The organism is Kosakonia oryzae (assembly GCF_001658025.2).
Classification (GTDB): domain Bacteria; phylum Pseudomonadota; class Gammaproteobacteria; order Enterobacterales; family Enterobacteriaceae; genus Kosakonia; species Kosakonia oryzae.
Genome location: NZ_CP014007.2, coordinates 1,280,272 through 1,295,755, shown reverse-complemented (window position 1 = coordinate 1,295,755; position 15,484 = coordinate 1,280,272). Strand labels below are relative to the sequence as shown.

Annotated in this window: 16 protein-coding genes, 1 other RNA gene and 2 pseudogenes; 6 read left to right on the top strand and 13 right to left on the bottom strand. The window is 52.8% G+C overall.

Annotated features, from left to right (window positions below; all coding sequences use genetic code 11):
• Positions 1-18: 18 nt before the first annotated feature.
• Entirely contained in the window at positions 19-360 is a 342-nt protein-coding gene (gene bamE / locus AWR26_RS06295) for an outer membrane protein assembly factor BamE (protein WP_064564388.1), read from the top strand.
• A gap of 60 nt (positions 361-420) precedes the next feature.
• On the opposite strand, the gene AWR26_RS06290 is transcribed toward bamE, so the two are convergent.
• Together AWR26_RS06290 and AWR26_RS06285 are read right to left on the bottom strand one after the other, a co-directional pair.
• Positions 421-714 (bottom strand): RnfH family protein, encoded by a 294-nt coding sequence (locus tag AWR26_RS06290; protein WP_064564386.1) that lies wholly within the window; start codon positions 712-714, stop codon positions 421-423.
• The gene (locus tag AWR26_RS06285) at positions 704-1,141 is read right to left on the bottom strand and encodes a type II toxin-antitoxin system RatA family toxin (protein ID WP_007370698.1); all 438 of its coding nucleotides are present in this window, start codon (positions 1,139-1,141) and stop codon (positions 704-706) included. The genes AWR26_RS06290 and AWR26_RS06285 overlap by 11 nt, the downstream gene beginning before the upstream one ends.
• A gap of 158 nt (positions 1,142-1,299) precedes the next feature.
• Here AWR26_RS06285 and smpB point away from each other — a divergent pair, with 158 nt between their 5' ends.
• The 3 genes from smpB (at position 1,300) to AWR26_RS06270 (ending at position 3,257) form a co-directional block, all read left to right on the top strand.
• The gene (gene smpB, locus AWR26_RS06280) at positions 1,300-1,782 is read left to right on the top strand and encodes an SsrA-binding protein SmpB (protein ID WP_007370697.1); all 483 of its coding nucleotides are present in this window, start codon (positions 1,300-1,302) and stop codon (positions 1,780-1,782) included.
• 202 nt (positions 1,783-1,984) lie between these two features.
• Positions 1,985-2,347, top strand: a transfer-messenger RNA (tmRNA) gene (gene ssrA / locus AWR26_RS06275).
• Positions 2,348-2,447: 100 nt separating this feature from the next.
• A complete protein-coding gene (locus AWR26_RS06270; RefSeq protein WP_064564384.1) occupies positions 2,448-3,257 on the top strand; it encodes an abortive infection family protein in 810 nt (269 codons plus the stop codon).
• Positions 3,258-3,416: 159 nt separating this feature from the next.
• Here AWR26_RS06270 and AWR26_RS06265 read toward each other — a convergent pair whose 3' ends face one another.
• The 6 genes and pseudogenes from AWR26_RS06265 to AWR26_RS25685 form a co-directional block, all read right to left on the bottom strand.
• Entirely contained in the window at positions 3,417-3,743 is a 327-nt protein-coding gene (locus AWR26_RS06265) for a hypothetical protein (RefSeq protein ID WP_064564383.1), read from the bottom strand.
• Between the two features lie 70 nt (positions 3,744-3,813).
• Complete coding sequence (locus AWR26_RS06260; RefSeq protein ID WP_064564381.1) at positions 3,814-4,398, bottom strand: hypothetical protein; 585 nt, start codon at positions 4,396-4,398, stop codon at positions 3,814-3,816.
• Between the two features lie 753 nt (positions 4,399-5,151).
• A pseudogene (locus AWR26_RS06255) lies at positions 5,152-6,010 on the bottom strand (hypothetical protein); the annotation flags it as partial.
• Between the two features lie 164 nt (positions 6,011-6,174).
• The gene (locus AWR26_RS06250) at positions 6,175-6,969 is read right to left on the bottom strand and encodes an SDR family NAD(P)-dependent oxidoreductase (protein ID WP_064564379.1); all 795 of its coding nucleotides are present in this window, start codon (positions 6,967-6,969) and stop codon (positions 6,175-6,177) included.
• A gap of 31 nt (positions 6,970-7,000) precedes the next feature.
• Positions 7,001-7,201: a hypothetical protein gene (locus tag AWR26_RS25690; protein WP_167351131.1), complete on the bottom strand. Its 201-nt coding sequence runs from the start codon at positions 7,199-7,201 to the stop codon at positions 7,001-7,003.
• 94 nt (positions 7,202-7,295) lie between these two features.
• A pseudogene (locus AWR26_RS25685) lies at positions 7,296-7,433 on the bottom strand (NAD(P)-binding domain-containing protein); the annotation flags it as partial.
• A gap of 101 nt (positions 7,434-7,534) precedes the next feature.
• Here AWR26_RS25685 and AWR26_RS06240 point away from each other — a divergent pair.
• Positions 7,535-8,452, top strand: coding sequence for a LysR family transcriptional regulator (locus AWR26_RS06240; RefSeq protein WP_064564377.1), 918 nt, complete (start codon positions 7,535-7,537; stop codon positions 8,450-8,452).
• Positions 8,453-8,689: 237 nt separating this feature from the next.
• Here AWR26_RS06240 and AWR26_RS06235 read toward each other — a convergent pair whose 3' ends face one another.
• From AWR26_RS06235 to speB (AWR26_RS06215), 5 genes are all read right to left on the bottom strand, one after another.
• Positions 8,690-9,283, bottom strand: a complete 594-nt coding sequence (locus AWR26_RS06235) for a fimbria/pilus periplasmic chaperone (protein ID WP_139227922.1) — start codon at positions 9,281-9,283, stop codon at positions 8,690-8,692.
• Positions 9,284-10,012: 729 nt separating this feature from the next.
• On the bottom strand, positions 10,013-11,548 hold the full coding sequence (locus tag AWR26_RS06230; protein WP_064564373.1) for an amino acid ABC transporter permease/ATP-binding protein: 1,536 nt from the start codon (positions 11,546-11,548) through the stop codon (positions 10,013-10,015).
• 36 nt (positions 11,549-11,584) lie between these two features.
• Complete coding sequence (locus tag AWR26_RS06225) at positions 11,585-12,397, bottom strand: ABC transporter substrate-binding protein (RefSeq protein ID WP_064564371.1); 813 nt, start codon at positions 12,395-12,397, stop codon at positions 11,585-11,587.
• Positions 12,394-13,380, bottom strand: a complete 987-nt coding sequence (speB, locus tag AWR26_RS06220) for an agmatinase (protein WP_064564370.1) — start codon at positions 13,378-13,380, stop codon at positions 12,394-12,396. The genes AWR26_RS06225 and speB (AWR26_RS06220) overlap by 4 nt, the downstream gene beginning before the upstream one ends.
• Positions 13,377-14,342, bottom strand: a complete 966-nt coding sequence (gene speB / locus AWR26_RS06215) for an agmatinase (RefSeq protein ID WP_064564368.1) — start codon at positions 14,340-14,342, stop codon at positions 13,377-13,379. The genes speB (AWR26_RS06220) and speB (AWR26_RS06215) overlap by 4 nt, the downstream gene beginning before the upstream one ends.
• Positions 14,343-14,481: 139 nt before the next feature.
• On the opposite strand from speB (AWR26_RS06215), the gene AWR26_RS06210 reads away from it, so the two are divergent.
• Positions 14,482-15,387, top strand: a complete 906-nt coding sequence (locus AWR26_RS06210; protein ID WP_007370686.1) for a LysR family transcriptional regulator — start codon at positions 14,482-14,484, stop codon at positions 15,385-15,387.
• Positions 15,388-15,484: the final 97 nt, after the last annotated feature.

Below are 15,484 nucleotides of genomic sequence, written 5' to 3'. Positions count from 1 at the left end.
AAAAGGAATCAAATCACTATGCGCTGTAAAATGCTGACTGCTGCCGCAGCGGTTCTCCTGATGTTGACCGCTGGTTGCTCTACCTTAGAACGCGTGGTTTACCGCCCTGATATCAATCAGGGGAACTACCTGACAGCAAACGATGTTTCTAAAATCCGCGTAGGTATGACGCAACAGCAGGTTGCTTATGCACTGGGTACGCCAATGATGAAAGACCCATTTGGCACCAACACCTGGTTCTATGTGTTCCGCCAGCAACCGGGCCACGAAGACGTCACGCAGCAGACGCTGACGCTGACCTTCAGCAGCAATGGCGTGTTAACCAATATAGATAACAAACCTGCTCTGACCAAAAGCTAAGGTCGCAGAAACGCAAAAAGGTGCTCAGTGAGCACCTTTTTTGTTTCCGCTAACAGCGCATTACGACTTGTTCGCCGCTTTTTCTGCCCGCTGGCGACGCAGCTCTTTCGGATCGGCAATCAGTGGACGGTAAATCTCCACGCGGTCGCCCTCATGCACCACATCATGCAGTTTTACCGGACGGCTGTAGATGCCGACTTTATTGACCTTTAGATCGATATCGCTGCGCAACTCCAGCAGACCCGACTGGCGAATCGCCTGCTCAACGGTCGCGCCCTCTTCCAGCGTCACCTGTTGCAAATACTGCTTTTCAGGCAGTGCATAAGCCACTTCGACAGCGATTTTACCCGACACGGTAAACCTCTTTCGCGCGAAGGGTAAACGCCTGCACCATATTGGCCGCCAGCTCTTTAAAGATGCGGCCAAACGCCAGCTCAATCAGCTTATTGGTAAATTCAAAATCAAGCTGAAACTCGATGCGACAGGCATCGGCGCTGAGCGGCGTAAATTTCCAGCCGCCCATTAATGACTTAAAAGGTCCATCGACCAGATGCATCAAAATGCTTTGGTTAGCAGCCAGCGTATTGCGCGTGGTAAACGTTTTGCTGATCCCGGCTTTGGAAACATCGACCGCCGCCGTCATCTGCGTCGGCCCGGCTTCCAGCACCCGGCTGCCGGTGCAGCCAGGCAAAAACTGAGGATAGGACTTCACATCGTTCACTAACTGATACATCTGCTCCGCGCTGTAAGGCACCAGAGCAGTACGGCTAATCTGAGGCATAAGGTTTCCCGCGTTCACACAATCTTCAAATAATACCATTTCCGTCGGATGAAAGGAAAACGCTAAGCCGGAACTCATGCTAAGATAACGCGTTAAACCTCACAGGACGCAATGAGGTCAGTTTCAGATATCAGATTACCGGATGGCTTCACGACATTATGACGAAGAAAAAAGCACATAAACCAGGTTCAGCCACCATTGCGCTGAATAAGCGCGCCCGCCATGAATACTTTATCGAAGAAGAATTTGAGGCCGGGCTGTCACTGCAAGGCTGGGAAGTAAAATCCTTACGCGCAGGTAAAGCGAACATTGGCGACAGCTACGTTATTCTGAAAGACGGCGAGGCGTTTCTGTTTGGCGCAAACTTCACGCCATTAACCGTTGCCTCCAGCCACTATGTTTGCGACCCCACGCGTACCCGTAAGTTGCTGCTGAATCAGCGCGAGCTGGATTCCCTCTACGGCCGCATTAACCGCGAAGGCTACACCGTTGTCGCGCTGTCGCTGTACTGGAAAAACGCCTGGTGCAAAGTGAAAATTGGCGTAGCGAAGGGTAAGAAACAGCACGATAAACGCTCCGATTTGAAAGAGCGCGAATGGCAGCTGGATAAAGCCCGCATCATGAAAAACGCCGGGCGCTAACCCGCACAGCCCTCTCACACCGGGAGAGGGCAACGCGCTTTCCGTCTTCTCTTCTTTACCCTGCAAAAATTTTGTTCGCGAATCACGCTTCGATAGAACAAATGCCGCTCAGAATATCCTCAACTCGTATTATCAGGCCCGCTTGCCGCGATATGGACTGGTATGCTGCGTCATAAATCTGTTATACTCAGCGAACACTTTTGGGGCTGATTCTGGATTCGACGGGATTTGCGAAACCCAAGGTGCATGCCGAGGGGCGGTTGGCCTCGTAAAAAGCCGCAAAAAATAGTCGCAAACGACGAAAACTACGCTTTAGCAGCTTAATAACCTGCTGAGAGCCCTCTCTCCCTAGCCTCCGCTCTTAGGACGGGGATCAAGAGAGGTCAAACCCAAAAGAGATCGCGTGGATGCCCTGCCTGGGGTTGAAGCGTTAAATCTAATCAGGCTAGTTTGTTAGTGGCGTGTCCGTCCGCAGCTGGCAAGCGAATGTAAAGACTGGACTAAGCATGTAGTACCGAGGATGTAGGAATTTCGGACGCGGGTTCAACTCCCGCCAGCTCCACCAAATAAAACAAGGGGTTACGTGAAAGCGTAGCCCTTTTTCTTATGTTATGTCCACTTTGCGTCCACTAAGCTTTATGAACTGATATTCTGATGGAGTAGATATGGGACGACTTATACCTCAACCAGTCATAGCTGTAGTTGCTGACTTCTTAGCAATTAATGAAACCCATGCTAGCCTTGATAGCTTGTTTGCTTACGCTGATGCCCCTGGTGAGCCTCCACTAGGTTCAAAGCATGTCAAAGCTCTGGAATGGTTAAGGCGTATCAATAAAGAAAGCGAAGAACCACTGACTATCTTAGGCCGCTTGATTGAAAACCATATGGAGTCTGAACTTCCTAAAAACGCTGAGTATGAATGGGAAAAAAAGAAAGTCGATTTCGTAAATAAAATGCCTGATCTTCTCGGCCGCTATGGACTGCAATATATCACTGGCGGGTATATTACTGACGGTTCCTCCATAGCCTCACTTTCCTTGAAAGAAGCTATAGAGAAACGCAATACTCCGGCAGTAGAGATGGAATTTACGAGAGCTATGGAAAACCTTCATACTGATCCCAGAGAAGCGGTCTCAGCAGCATGTAATATTTTAGAATCAACTTTCAAAATATTCATTGCGGACGAAAATCTTCCTATTCCAGCAAAACAGGATTTACAAGGGTTATGGAAAGTAGTCCGTGAACATCTTGGCTTGGATACGAAAGCGATAGAAGATGAAGATCTAAAACGTATTTTAAGTGGTCTATATTCGTTGACGGACGGCATAGGCTCACTCAGAACCCATGCCAGTTCAGCTCACGGTGCAGGGCGTAAGATTTATAACCTCAAACCACGGCACGCCAGGCTGGCTATCAATGCGGCTCATACCTTAACTATGTTTATTCTCGAATCTTGGGATGAAAAAAAGAAGTGACGTAACTTTCTAAGCCCATCATCCATAATGAGCTTAGATATCATGTTATAAAGCTAATGTTTTTTGTGGCCTGCTATTTTATCCCTTACAAAACTGCTAGTTAGCTCATCTCATTTCTATCAATGGCGGCAGTCATTAACTATAATGCCATTTTAGACTCTATAGCTTTAATCCACGTGCAAGATGCGCAGTTACTATATCAGCTGAGTACTCAGCAAGCGCGGCTTCCTGCATCTCTTCCCAAGATGAGTAAGTTGTGTTGTCTGTGATGAACATTTCCCACTCCTCTTCAGGAATAGCTTGAAAGTCTTCAAGAGTTTCTATTTTAAATCCTGATGCCGCAAAAAGTTCTTCTAACGAAGAAAAATTTGAGCATTTAGCCAAGAAAGATGGATTGAGCGATTGTTCCAAAGTAATTTCGTATGTTGTGTTATCTAAGCTTTCAGCATTTTCAAATATTTTTTCTAAATCTGTTTTTCCACTCATTGATTACACCTTTTCATAAGTAGTGATGATAGTTAATATTACAATCACATCCTGTTAAAATGTGGAACACTCATCCCGTTTTAGTCACGAGCCATTGCAGTAGCAAAATAAAGATATAAACAAAGCTCGCCATCCCTAAGAAAATACAACACTGAATAAATTTTATAAAATACTTGTTCAATACCTTTTGAGGGTATAGAACTATTAACCGTGACACTCCCTGCTCACTTCTTGATATAAGAAGCTCAGGAAGCTCAGAATTAATAGACAGCACTTCGCATCTAAAATTCTCCTTAGGCGCAACATATCCAAAGGTCAAAACATATCTGCCATTAGGATCATAACTTTCTGAGTAAGGTCTAACTGGCCATATATTTAAGTGCATGTCAGATTTAAAGTTAAAAATCAACTCAAAGTTTTTTGCCGCCTCTCGACCTTCGTTTAAAATAATGTAGGCTCGAGTGTTAATCACTTGCTTGGGTTTAACGACTTCTCCTTGTTCATTTAAAATCGGTTCCTCTATTAAAAAACTAAACTGATGCAACTCACCTACAGATACTTTAGCAGAACCTTTAAAAAAATTATTCAAGAGAAACGTGATCAACGGCACTAATATTGAAGTTATTTCTTTTCCATATTGAGAAAAAAAATTCATAATTTAATCCACTTTAAGAATGTAACACCACATAGAACACCGGCTGAATCTTAATAAAAAATAGCACATTAACTTCTTAAAGTGCAGTGATCACATCTACTTTTTTCAGTGCCTAATGATAAATGAAAGATAACAACCTATTGAATTAAAAGTATTAAAACCTTACTCAAGCAATAAACTTCTTCCCCCCCTCAAACATTCGACCCTGCAAAACATTCATAAAAAACTTTAAATTCAGTCAGTTAAACAATTCTTTATTTTAACTAATGCCTATAAAAACTGGAAAAAGCTGAAATTCTTTTCAATTTTTTCATTTCCGTTTTTTCCGCAAGCCGCCAGCAATGGCGCACTCTGGCGGTGTGGTTTGTAGAAAAATAAAACTGAAAAATTTCCCCGATCCAAAACCCGCAGGCGGGTGCGGTGTAGTGCCGTTTTTGTCTGTGACGACTTTATTTTGTCAGCGCGTGGCTGCGCCAGCGAAGCGGGACGGGTGCGATCGTGTTGATGTGTAGAAAAATAAAACTGAAAAATTTCCCCGATCCAAAACCCGCAGGCGGGTGCGGTGTAGTGCCGTTTTTGTCTGCGACGACTTTATTTTGTCGGCGCGTGGCTGCGCCAGCGAAGTGGGACGGGTGCGATCGTGTTGATGGGGTGCGGGGCGATGATGTGGGGTGTGACGCGCTCAGAACGCGCCGTAGCGCGTCTGGTGAGGGGTACAAAAAAGCCCGCAGGGCGCGGGCTGTCGGGAGGGGATCAGGCGATGATGCCCTGATACTTGCTGCGGGTCTGTCCTGCCCTGCCAGCCATCTGCGTAAAGGCGCTGGCGTTGGTCGGCGTGCCGGTGTCGGGGTGAGTGTGGCTCGCGCACTGCTGCGCCAGCTCTGCCAGCAAATCAATGGTGTCCAGCATCATGACCAGCGTGTTCACGCTTTCGGTGCCGATATGGACAGTCGCGCCAATCACCTGCTGACCGCCAGCGGCCACGGATTTACGCAGCGCGGCAATTTTCTCGGTGAGTGCCCCCCTGTGTTTCAACGCTGATATTCCCGGCCACGGTGGTGGACTGTCTGCCGGTGATATCTGTCTGCGCATCCCCCTTCACGCTGGCCAGAGCGTTGCCCCCGCAGGCCATCGCAAAATCGCCGGTTGTCACGTGCTGAATATGCCCGGCCATCAGCGTGGCCGTTCCCAGCACCGTGGTTTTATCCGTGGCCTTGATCGTGGTTTCGCGCGTCACCATTTCGCGGGTTTCCGTATCCGCCTGGACATTACGTGACATGGAGATTTCCCGGATGGCCTGATCGGTCTGACGCTCCCAGTCACCGCCCTGCGTCACGCGCTGCGACACTTCCGCGCGTTGCTGTTGCAGCTGCTCCCCCGGTTTCACATCCGGCAGACTGGTGCCCTCCGGCATGGTCTGGCGCACAAAGGGTTTATCCGGCCTGCCGCCTGTAAATCCGACTTCAACCAGTGTCCCTTCGGGCGGAAACTGAAACATGCCGGAATCATTACCGGCCATCGGCACCGGCAGCGGAACCGCAGAATAAACCGGCGTGCTGTTGTCCGGGTTGCCGTCCGCGTCAAGCAACTGCACATCCACCGCATAGCGAGGGCATGTGGTGCTGGCTACGCCACGGTTTGCTGCGCAGGCAGGCAGAAAAGCAGAGCGGGCAAGTCCGTTTTGCCCAATCCAGGCTGATGAGGCGGGCTTCCGCTATCCGCCATGCCTCGTTCCAGCGCAGTAACCCGTCGCCAGGATTTCTCCTCCGGAGCCCCTCAGACTATGGAGCGCAGCACGCCGCCATCCACGCGCAAGGCCGCGCCGGTCGTCGCCGAGGCTTGTTCCGAAGCAACGTAGACCACCATGTTGGCGACTTCCTCTGTGGTGGCGAAGCGCTGGATCAGCGTGGTCGGACGCATCGTTTTCAGGAAGTTCTGCTCGGCCTGCGCTGGCGTGATGCCTTGTTCCTGCGCGGTGGACTTCATCCAGTTGGACAGGATTTCCGAATCCGTCGGGCCAGGCAGTATCGCGTTGACGGTGATGCCGCTGCCAGCGACGAGTTCGGCCAGCCCGCGCGACACCGCGAGCAACGCGGCTTTGGTTACGCCGTAGTCGATCATTTCCCTGGGAATGTTCAGCGCCGACTCGCTGCTGATGAACACCACGCGACCCCAGCCACGCGTTGTCATTTTAGGAATGTAGTGGCGCGCCAGGCGCACGCCGCTCAACACATTGAGCTGGAACAGATCCAGCCATTCAGAATCAACCTGGTCGAAGAAATTGTTCGGGTGCGCGGTGCCTGCGTTGTTGACCAGGATGTCGACGTCCGGCGCATGCGCGATCAACGCCGCGCAACCATCCGCCGTGGCAACGTCGGCGGCGATGCCGTCCAGTTCGGCGAGCGGCAACAGCGCGCGCATTTCGCGCAGCGCGGCATCCACGCGCGCCTGTGTGCGGCCGTTGATCACCACCGCCGCGCCAGCGCGCGCCAGTCCTTCGGCAATCGCGCGACCAATGCCAGCGGTGGAGCCAGTGACGATGGCTTTGCGGCCCTTCAGTTCGATGTGCATGGGATTTTTCTCCGTTCGAATGTTGAAAATGTCAGTCTGCTTTCTTCGCCATTTCGGCTTCAGCCGCCTGTGCGAGGCGTTCGACCCAATCCTGGTGATAGCGATACAGCGCGCCGGGATATTGGCGGCCGATCACGTCCAGGAAGAATTCGCCTTGCTGTGTCTCTTCGGTCAGCACATGGCAGCCTTCGGCCGTCGGCCGTCGGCGTGATAACCCAGCCGTGGTAAGCACTGGAATCCGTTTCGTCGCCATCGACGGTGGTCGCCCATGCGAGGAAGATGACATCTGCCTGCAAGGCGTCCGGCAACGTCCTGGGCGAGACGGCCGAACCGATGGCTTGTGCCTGCGGTGCCAGTGTTTCAGGTGTGCGCCGACTGGCGACGGTGACTTCGATGTTCTGGCGGGCGAAGGCACGGGCAAGAGCCTGCCCCACAGCGCCAAAACCGATGATCGAATACGACATGAAATTTCTCCTGACACGAATGTTTGTGTGAGGAGGAGAGTAATTTAATTCCATTTTGATGATAATATGCGCATTCATCATAAAACTTATTCCAGAAAAGAATGGATAGATTTCAGGAATTAACGGCCTTCATCGCCGTGGTCGAGACCGGCGGCTTCTCTGCGGCAGCACGTAAGACGGGTGATTCACAATCGGGGATCAGCAAAGCGGTGAATGCGCTGGAGAAACGTCTTGGCGTAGCGCTGCTCCATCGCAGCACGCGCAAGGTAACGCTGACCGAGCAGGGGCAGAAGTACTACGAACGCACCAAGCCGTTGCTCGATGAAATCCAGGTGGCCGATGGCGAATTGACCAGTAGCGTGCAGACCGTGTCCGGCCTGATGCGCATTGCCGCGCCTTCAACGTTCGGACGGCTGCATGTGCTGCCGCTGATCCCCGAACTGCTGTCGCAGCATCCCGGCTTGCGCATCGATCTGGTGCTGTCCGATGCGTTGCGCGACATGATCGAAGACCGGATCGATCTGGCTATCCGCATCAGCCAGATCAATGATCCGGATTCCGTAGTGCGGCGCGTGACGGGCACTTCGCTGGTTTGCGCCGGCTCCCGCCGCTACTTCGAGCAGCACGGCATTCCCGAGACGCCCGCCGATCTGGCCGACCACAACTGCCTGATCTACGGCGAAATGACCGAATGGCCGTTCACCGGGCCGGAAGGGCATTTCAGTGTTCCGGTGCGCGGCAATCTCTCGTCCAACAGTGTCGAAACCATCCTGGCTGGCGTGGTGGCGGGCGTCGGTATCGGCCTGTTCCATCGCGCATCGCTGGTCGGCGAGTTCCAGCATTCGGATGTCATCACCGTGCTGGATGAATTCATGCACGAGCCGCGCGACATCAGCCTTGTCTGGCCGAAGCGTCGGTTTGTGCCTACGCGCGTGCGTCGGGCGACTGACTTTCTTGCCTCGGCGCTCTCAAAACGTATCCAGGACGGCAAAATTAACTATCCCCCGCTTACGCCTTGAATACTCAAGGCGCATCAAAGGTTTACGGGCAGAAGCGACTGCGGGTGTGATTTTGTGGGAAAAAGCTGAGACCACTCACGCTGGCAGCCTCTCTGCCAGCGTGAGACCGCTTTAGAAAAGAATCGTTAACCATTTTCCAGCCAACGGTTTTCGGTATTTTTGCTGAAAGCGGTGAAAATACCTGCGATGAAAAAGGTGAAACCTCTTTCACATCCTGTATCGCATAGCCATTAATATTTAGCGCTCTAATATTGATATAAATGGAGAATCATTAATAGCGACCAACGTATTTCCTTTGCGTTGCCATTTCAGACGGCTATCCGAATCGTCAGGGTATTTTTTTAGACCGCCAGGCCGAACAAGTAATTTGATACAGTTATTAATCGATAACTGAAGATTCCGGGAAACCGGCCCTTTCTTTTCGCCTTTTTTCGCCCACTGATCGCCTGCTTTTGGCGGAATACCTTTGACGCATAACCATTGCCACGTCTCACCATCGTTGCGGAAAGTGCCGCCGGTACGGACAATACGTAATCGGCTGGATTGTTGCCCATCCAGGCGCATCAGGGGCGGCGTAACAATAAATGGCGCCTTATCCTTTTTGTTTTCCGTCAGCACCTGAGACTGAATTAAAATAGGGTAATTGTGCGGATTGGTTACCGTCAGGGTTGCCCCATTGGAATCAGGATCATAAATCAGGCGAGAAGCGCCAAGCCTGACTAAAGAAATCCGGCTGGAGGTTTCAGGGCTGGAGGGCATGGCTAAGACACTATCTGTAAAAAAATAAACAGATGCGATGATGAGTGAAAATACTGCAATCCTTTTCTTCACGTGACATCCTGTATAAAAATCGAAGAAAAAACGCTAAATCATTGCTTCCGGCAGGCTCTCATCCGGAGAGCGTTATCGGTTTAATTGCCCGGCAGAAAAAGATCGCCCATTGAATGCACAATACCGTTCGTCATTATTTATGCAGCAACAGCATCATATTATAAATAACGGCAACCTATGTTCTGCCCCACGATAACACCATCAACATCAAGAATTGTTTCCATGCAGTTATTTAGCGATTTTATAAAATACAAAAACTTTATTTTCGAAATACAACCATTATCGCCACATTAAAATCTTATCCAGCAATGATGGATGCAAAAGATCATGACATAAATAATAACAAAAGAGAATCTATCGAAGTCACCAGGCAAATTTAATAAAAAATCAAAGCCATCTATATTAAAATTAATTATTCATAGTGAAATATTAAAATTCATTACAATACAAACACCTAACAGGTTGCACCGGTAAATATAACCCTTTATTTTTCTGTCAGGGGAAAAGAAAAGTCGTCACTCTCAGCCAGCCCATACTTAATTTCAAAAAATATTCCAGATTATTCTTTCCCTGCATCCGATAAACAAGGCCACCTTTAACGAGTTTGATCATCGCCTGCCCGAAGCCGTCTGGCACCATAAAATAAAAACCCCGACAGACCTGAACCCGCCAGGGTTTGCATCCAACCTGTGCCCGCTAAATGACAGAGCGCAGCAGTTTCTCAAAATCTCACGCCACTTTCGCGCCATTCACCCCCATAAACTGGCGGATGCGCTGCAGCGCTGGTGTCGCTTCGCCGTGGCGGATATTTTCCGGCGTGGTATCGGCCTGAATAGTGCCTTTATCCATCAGCACCACGCGGTCAGAAATCGCCAGCGCAAAATCCATTTCGTGGGTCACAATCACCATGGTCATCCCTTCCCGCGCAAGATCGCTTATCACTTTCAGCACTTCGCCGACGCGTTCCGGATCCAGTGCCGAGGTCGGTTCATCAAACAGCATAATATCGGGCGATAGCGCCAGCGCGCGGGCAATCGCCACCCGCTGCTGCTGCCCGCCGGAAAGCTGGTGCGGATATTTGTTCATATGCGCCAGCAGGCCGACTTTATCCAGCAGCCACAGCGCCTGCGCACGCCGGGCTGGCTCCTGTTCCGGCTGCTGGTGATAACGCTGCGCCAGCATCACGTTCTGCAAAATGGTGTAATGCGGGAACAGGTTAAAGCCCTGAAAAACCATGCCGATGCGGCGAATGCCCTGCTGGCGTAAGCGGGAGTGGCGGTTGTCGCCAGCCTGAATAAAACTTTCGCCAAACAGCACAATCTCACCGCTATCCAGCGTCTCCAGACCATTAATACTGCGGATAAGCGTGGTTTTCCCGGAGCCGGAAGGCCCGATCACGCTGACCACTTCGCCGGGCGCGACCCGCAAATCAATATCCTTAAACACCGGGTTTTGCCCCCAGGTTTTCTGGATCTGTTTCATCAGCAGCGCATCGGGCGCGCCGTGCTGTTCGCCAGCCTGGCGTTTAGCCAACGGCACGGCCTGCTGGCGCAGCGCGTCAAGCTGGTGATCATCCAGCGTTTGCGGGTTTTTCACTTGCACGTTCGCCCAACGCTCCACCACCTGGAACAGCAAACTGAAGACGGAAACGATCAGCACGTAATAGACCGCCACTGCCGCCAGCGTCTCCATCACCAGGAAGTTTTCCGCGTAGAGCCGCTGCCCGGTCATCAGCAGTTCCGGCAGAGAAATCACCGACACCAGCGAAGTCTGTTTAACAATGGTAATAAACTCATTCACCAGCGCCGGTAACGCAATGCGCAATGCCTGCGGGATCACCACCTTCCGCTGAATGCCGAGGTAGCTGAAACCCAGCGCATAGCCGGCCTCGTGCTGGCCCTTCGCCACTGAGATCAGCCCGCCGCGATGAATCTCCGCCATATAAGCCACTTCAACCAGAATGGTGGCGAGAAGCCCGGCAAAAAAAGCATTGCCGAGCACCGCGCCGCTGGCTGGAAACATCTGCGGCAGGTTATAAACGAACACCACCAGCACCAGCAACGGCACACTGCGAAACAACCAGATGTAAATCTGGCAAACGCTTTTCAGCCAGAGAGGGCCGGATAACCTGGCGCTGGCGACCACAAACCCCAGCACCAGTCCCGCGCACCAGGCAAGCACGCTGAGTTCCACCACGGTGACGCTGGCCTGCCAGAATGTCGCCATCGAAAACAGTGAAAAGAAGTAGTCCCAGTTAAATGTCATGCGTGCCGCTCCCTTATCTGGTGAGGCCAGGCGCTATCAACGCGCCTGGGTTTCGGTGATGCCATAACGGGCGTATTTCTGCAGCAGCGCGGCGTATTTACCGTTTTCACGCAGGGCGTTCAGCGCGGCAGTGATTTCGGTTTTCAGCGCGGTGTTGCCTTTCTTCACATAAATCCCCAGCGTCTGCGGATAAATGGTTTGCGGCGAGGTGATTTTGACGCGGCCATTGCTGCGCTCGGCGAACATACTCACCGCCCCGGCAATATCCACCTGCGCCTGCACATTGCCGGAAAGCAGAGCCTGCAACGTCTCTGGCGCAGTGGGGAACTCTTTCACGGTGATACGTTCTTTGCCGTTTGCTTTGCAGTAACTTTCTGACAAGTCACGCAGCTTGGTCACCCATGAAGTGCCCTGCTGCAAACCGACGGTTAAGCCGCACAGATCCTGTTCGGTTTTTGGCGCGACCTTGCTGTCGCTGCGCACCATAATGTAGGCCCCGGTATCGGCATAAGGAATGGCGTCGGCCTGCGCGATGCGCCCTTCGGTGATGTACAGCGCGGAAATCACCGTGTCGTGACGATTGGCGTTCAGCCCGAGGATCAACCCGGCGAATTTGGTGTCGGCCAGTTGCAGTTTCAGGCCCATTTGATCGCTAAGGAGCTGTGCCAGCTCAGCATCAAAACCAACAATTTTATTATCCTGCCAGGATTCAAACGGCGGATAGGCCACTTCCAGCCCGACTTTCAGCTCACCGGGCGTCAGAATGCCGTCTGCAGCGCTAGCCGCCGACATGCCCGCTATCAGCGCCGCTGCGGCGCAAAGCCCACGTAACATTTTCATTTTCTTCATTCCCCTGCTCCTGTAGAAAGCCGCCGCCGATGATGCGCATCAGCAAGCTGGCAAAGTAGTTCAAACATCATGGTGGCCCCGGTCAGGCTGGTCAGATTGCCCTGATCGAACGGCGGCGAGACTTCCACCACGTCGGCTCCTACCAGATTTAACCCCTGCAATAAACGGATCCCTTGCTGCCCCTGTAGCGAGGTCAGCCCGCCGATTTCCGGCGTTCCGGTTCCCGGCGCGTACACCGGGTCCAGCACATCAATATCAAAGCTCACATAGGTCGGTTGCTGGCCCACAATGGCTCTGGCCCACGCCATGACAGCCGCCATGCCCTCTTCGGCGACCTGCTCCATGCGGATCACCGTGATACCGTTCTCTTCGGCCCAGCGATGATCTTTTTCACTGAACAACGCGCCGCGAATGCCAATCTGCACGGTGCGTGTCGGATCCAGCACGCCCTCTTCCACCGCGCGGCGAAACGGTGTGCCGTGGGTAAAACGCTCGCCACCGAAATAGGTGTCGTTGGTATCGGAATGTGCATCAAAATGGATCATTCCCAGCGGCTGCTCACGCCCTAACGCCCGCAAAATGGGTAACGTCGTCAGGTGATCGCCACCGGCAGTTAACGGCATCACCTTTGACTCATGTAGCGCGCGATACCAGGCCTCGATCAGCGCCAGCGTGTCCTGCACATCCACCGGGTTGACCGGAACATCCCCCAAATCACCGACGCGGGCCAGGTCATACGGCGACTGAAAGGTCACCGGATGCACCCGCCGCACCAGGCTGGAGGCATTGCGTAATTCACGCGGGCCGTGCCGGGTTCCCGCCCGGTTGGTGGTGCCACCATCCCACGGCACGCCAACCACGCCGATATCGAGCGATGCAATTTGCGCGCCAAACGGCAGGCGAAAAAAGGTCGGCAGCCCGCTGTAGCGCGGAATTTCGCCGCTTTGCGGCTGCGGATAATCCACTGGCGTTAAATGATTCACTGATCTTTTTCCCCCTGATAATGAACACCGGGCAACACACACAACATTTCGTACAGCAGGTTGGCGCCAAGCTGCGCCGTGATCCCGCTGATATCGTAAGGCGGAGAAACCTCCACCAAATCGCCGCCAATCAGGTTCAACCCACGGCAGCCGCGCACAATCTCCAGCGCCTGAATCGCGCTCAACCCGCCGACTTCCGGCGTACCGGTGCCCGGCGCCCAGGCGGGATCGATGCTGTCAATGTCATAGGAGAGATAGACCGGCCCGTCGCCGAGCATTTCGCGGATCTCCGCCATCAGCGGCGTCAGGCTTTTATGCCAGCACGCTTCGACCGGGATCAGGCGAAATCCCTGCTCCACGCCCCACTGGAAATCGCCGCTGGCGTAGCCCTGCGCGCGCTGGCCAATCTGCACCACGCGTTTGCAGTCCAGCAGCCCCTCTTCCACCGCCCGGCGGAAGGTGGTGCCGTGGGCAATTTTCTCGCCAAACATCTCGTCGTTGGTGTCGGTGTGGGCATCCACATGAATCAGCCCGACCGGGCCATGCTTTTTGGCGAGCGCGCGCAGGATCGGCAACGTCAGGGTGTGATCGCCGCCAAGCGTCAGCGGGATCAGCGGCCACGCATTGAGTTCGCTATAAAACGCTTCGATAAGATCGACAGACTTCAGCAGGCTGTAGGTATTGATCGGTACATCGCCAATGTCGCCCACCTGCAATGACTCAAACGGTGCAGCGCCGGTCGCCATGTTGTACGGGCGAATCATCACCGATTCGCTGCGGATGTGGCGCGGGCCATAGCGGGTACCGGCTCGTTGCGACGTACCGACATCCAGCGGAATGCCGACAAACGCCACATCCAGCCCGGCCGGGCTATCGCAATACGGCAGACGCATCATGGTGCTGCGCCCGGCGAAACGGGGCATGTCGTTACCGCTCTGCGGCTGGTGAAAAAGAGTTTCCATGCTGACTCGCTCCTCGCAATACAGGGTGTGTTGCGAAGATAGTGCCCAGGGGAAAACGGCGAAAAAATAGCAAAATGCAAAAAATTAGTTTAGAAAAGTGAAAACTAATTACGCGCGAAAAAGAGGGCAATCGACTGTCATGGCTGCAAAATTTCCCAATCTGCGGTTAATGCATATTTTCGTCACCGTGGCGAAACATCAGGGCTTTGCCAGCGCGCAACAGGATCTCAACCTGACGGTATCGGCCATCAGTAATTACATGAGCGAGCTGGAAGAGAAGCTGGGTTTTGTGCTGTGCCGCCGTGGCCGGGGAGGTTTTGCGCTCACGCCAAAAGGCGAGGCGTATTTGCAGCAAAGCATGACGCTACTGAATACGCTGGAAAACTTTGAGCGCTACACCGCCTCGCTGCGCGGCGAACAGGGCGGGACGCTCAACCTTGGCGTCATTGACTCGACCATTACCGACCCAATGCTGCCGATCACCGATGCGATTGGGCAGTTCAGCGATCTCTTTCCGCTTGTGCATCTGAATCTGCAAATCAAAAACCCGAACGCCCTGCTGCACGGCATTTTAAATAATGAACTGGATATCGCCGTCGGCACCTTTTCATTACAGGGAAACAGTGTGGTTTCGCATCCGCTGTACCGCGAGCAGCACTGGTTATATTGCAGCGATCAGCACGAATTATTCGGCGTTCGCCATCCGACCGTCGCGCATATTTCGCAGATGCGCATGGTGACCCGCAGCTACTGGAGCGCGGCAGATTTGGGTAAAAAAGGCTTTAAACAGAGCGTGGCCAGCGTGGAGAGTATGGAAGCGCAGTTGATGCTGATCCTGTCCGGGAAATACATCGGTTATTTACCGGAACACTACGCGCTGCCGTGGGTGCAGCAGCAGCGCCTGCGCGCCCTGCTGCCGACCGATTACGGCTACCAGGCACCGTTTTCCCTGATCTTCCGCCGCGGGCGCAGCAAAGAGATCCTGATCCGTACGCTGCGCGATTTACTGCGCAGCGCGTCGAAATCGTGGAAAACGCGGCGTTAACAATCGCAGTTTTACCGCAAGCTGCCGATAACGGGTCACCAGCAGTGAATTTCTGTGCTGGCGAAAGAGCCAGCCGTAAACCATGAATTCAGAGTTC

Excerpts from the sequence above, each read along its gene's own strand:
- bamE (WP_064564388.1), top strand. The coding sequence starts at position 19 with ATGCGCTGTAAAATGCTGACTGCTGCCGCAGCGGTTCTCCTGATGTTG.
- AWR26_RS06285 (WP_007370698.1), bottom strand. The coding sequence starts at position 1,141 with ATGCCTCAGATTAGCCGTACTGCTCTGGTGCCTTACAGCGCGGAGCAG.
- smpB (WP_007370697.1), top strand. The coding sequence starts at position 1,300 with ATGACGAAGAAAAAAGCACATAAACCAGGTTCAGCCACCATTGCGCTG.
- AWR26_RS06270 (WP_064564384.1), top strand. The coding sequence starts at position 2,448 with ATGGGACGACTTATACCTCAACCAGTCATAGCTGTAGTTGCTGACTTC.
- AWR26_RS06265 (WP_064564383.1), bottom strand. The coding sequence starts at position 3,743 with ATGAGTGGAAAAACAGATTTAGAAAAAATATTTGAAAATGCTGAAAGC.
- AWR26_RS06260 (WP_064564381.1), bottom strand. The coding sequence starts at position 4,398 with ATGAATTTTTTTTCTCAATATGGAAAAGAAATAACTTCAATATTAGTG.
- AWR26_RS06250 (WP_064564379.1), bottom strand. The coding sequence starts at position 6,969 with ATGCACATCGAACTGAAGGGCCGCAAAGCCATCGTCACTGGCTCCACC.
- AWR26_RS06240 (WP_064564377.1), top strand. The coding sequence starts at position 7,535 with ATGGATAGATTTCAGGAATTAACGGCCTTCATCGCCGTGGTCGAGACC.
- AWR26_RS06230 (WP_064564373.1), bottom strand. The coding sequence starts at position 11,548 with ATGACATTTAACTGGGACTACTTCTTTTCACTGTTTTCGATGGCGACA.
- AWR26_RS06225 (WP_064564371.1), bottom strand. The coding sequence starts at position 12,397 with ATGAAGAAAATGAAAATGTTACGTGGGCTTTGCGCCGCAGCGGCGCTG.
- speB (WP_064564368.1), bottom strand. The coding sequence starts at position 14,342 with ATGGAAACTCTTTTTCACCAGCCGCAGAGCGGTAACGACATGCCCCGT.
- AWR26_RS06210 (WP_007370686.1), top strand. The coding sequence starts at position 14,482 with ATGGCTGCAAAATTTCCCAATCTGCGGTTAATGCATATTTTCGTCACC.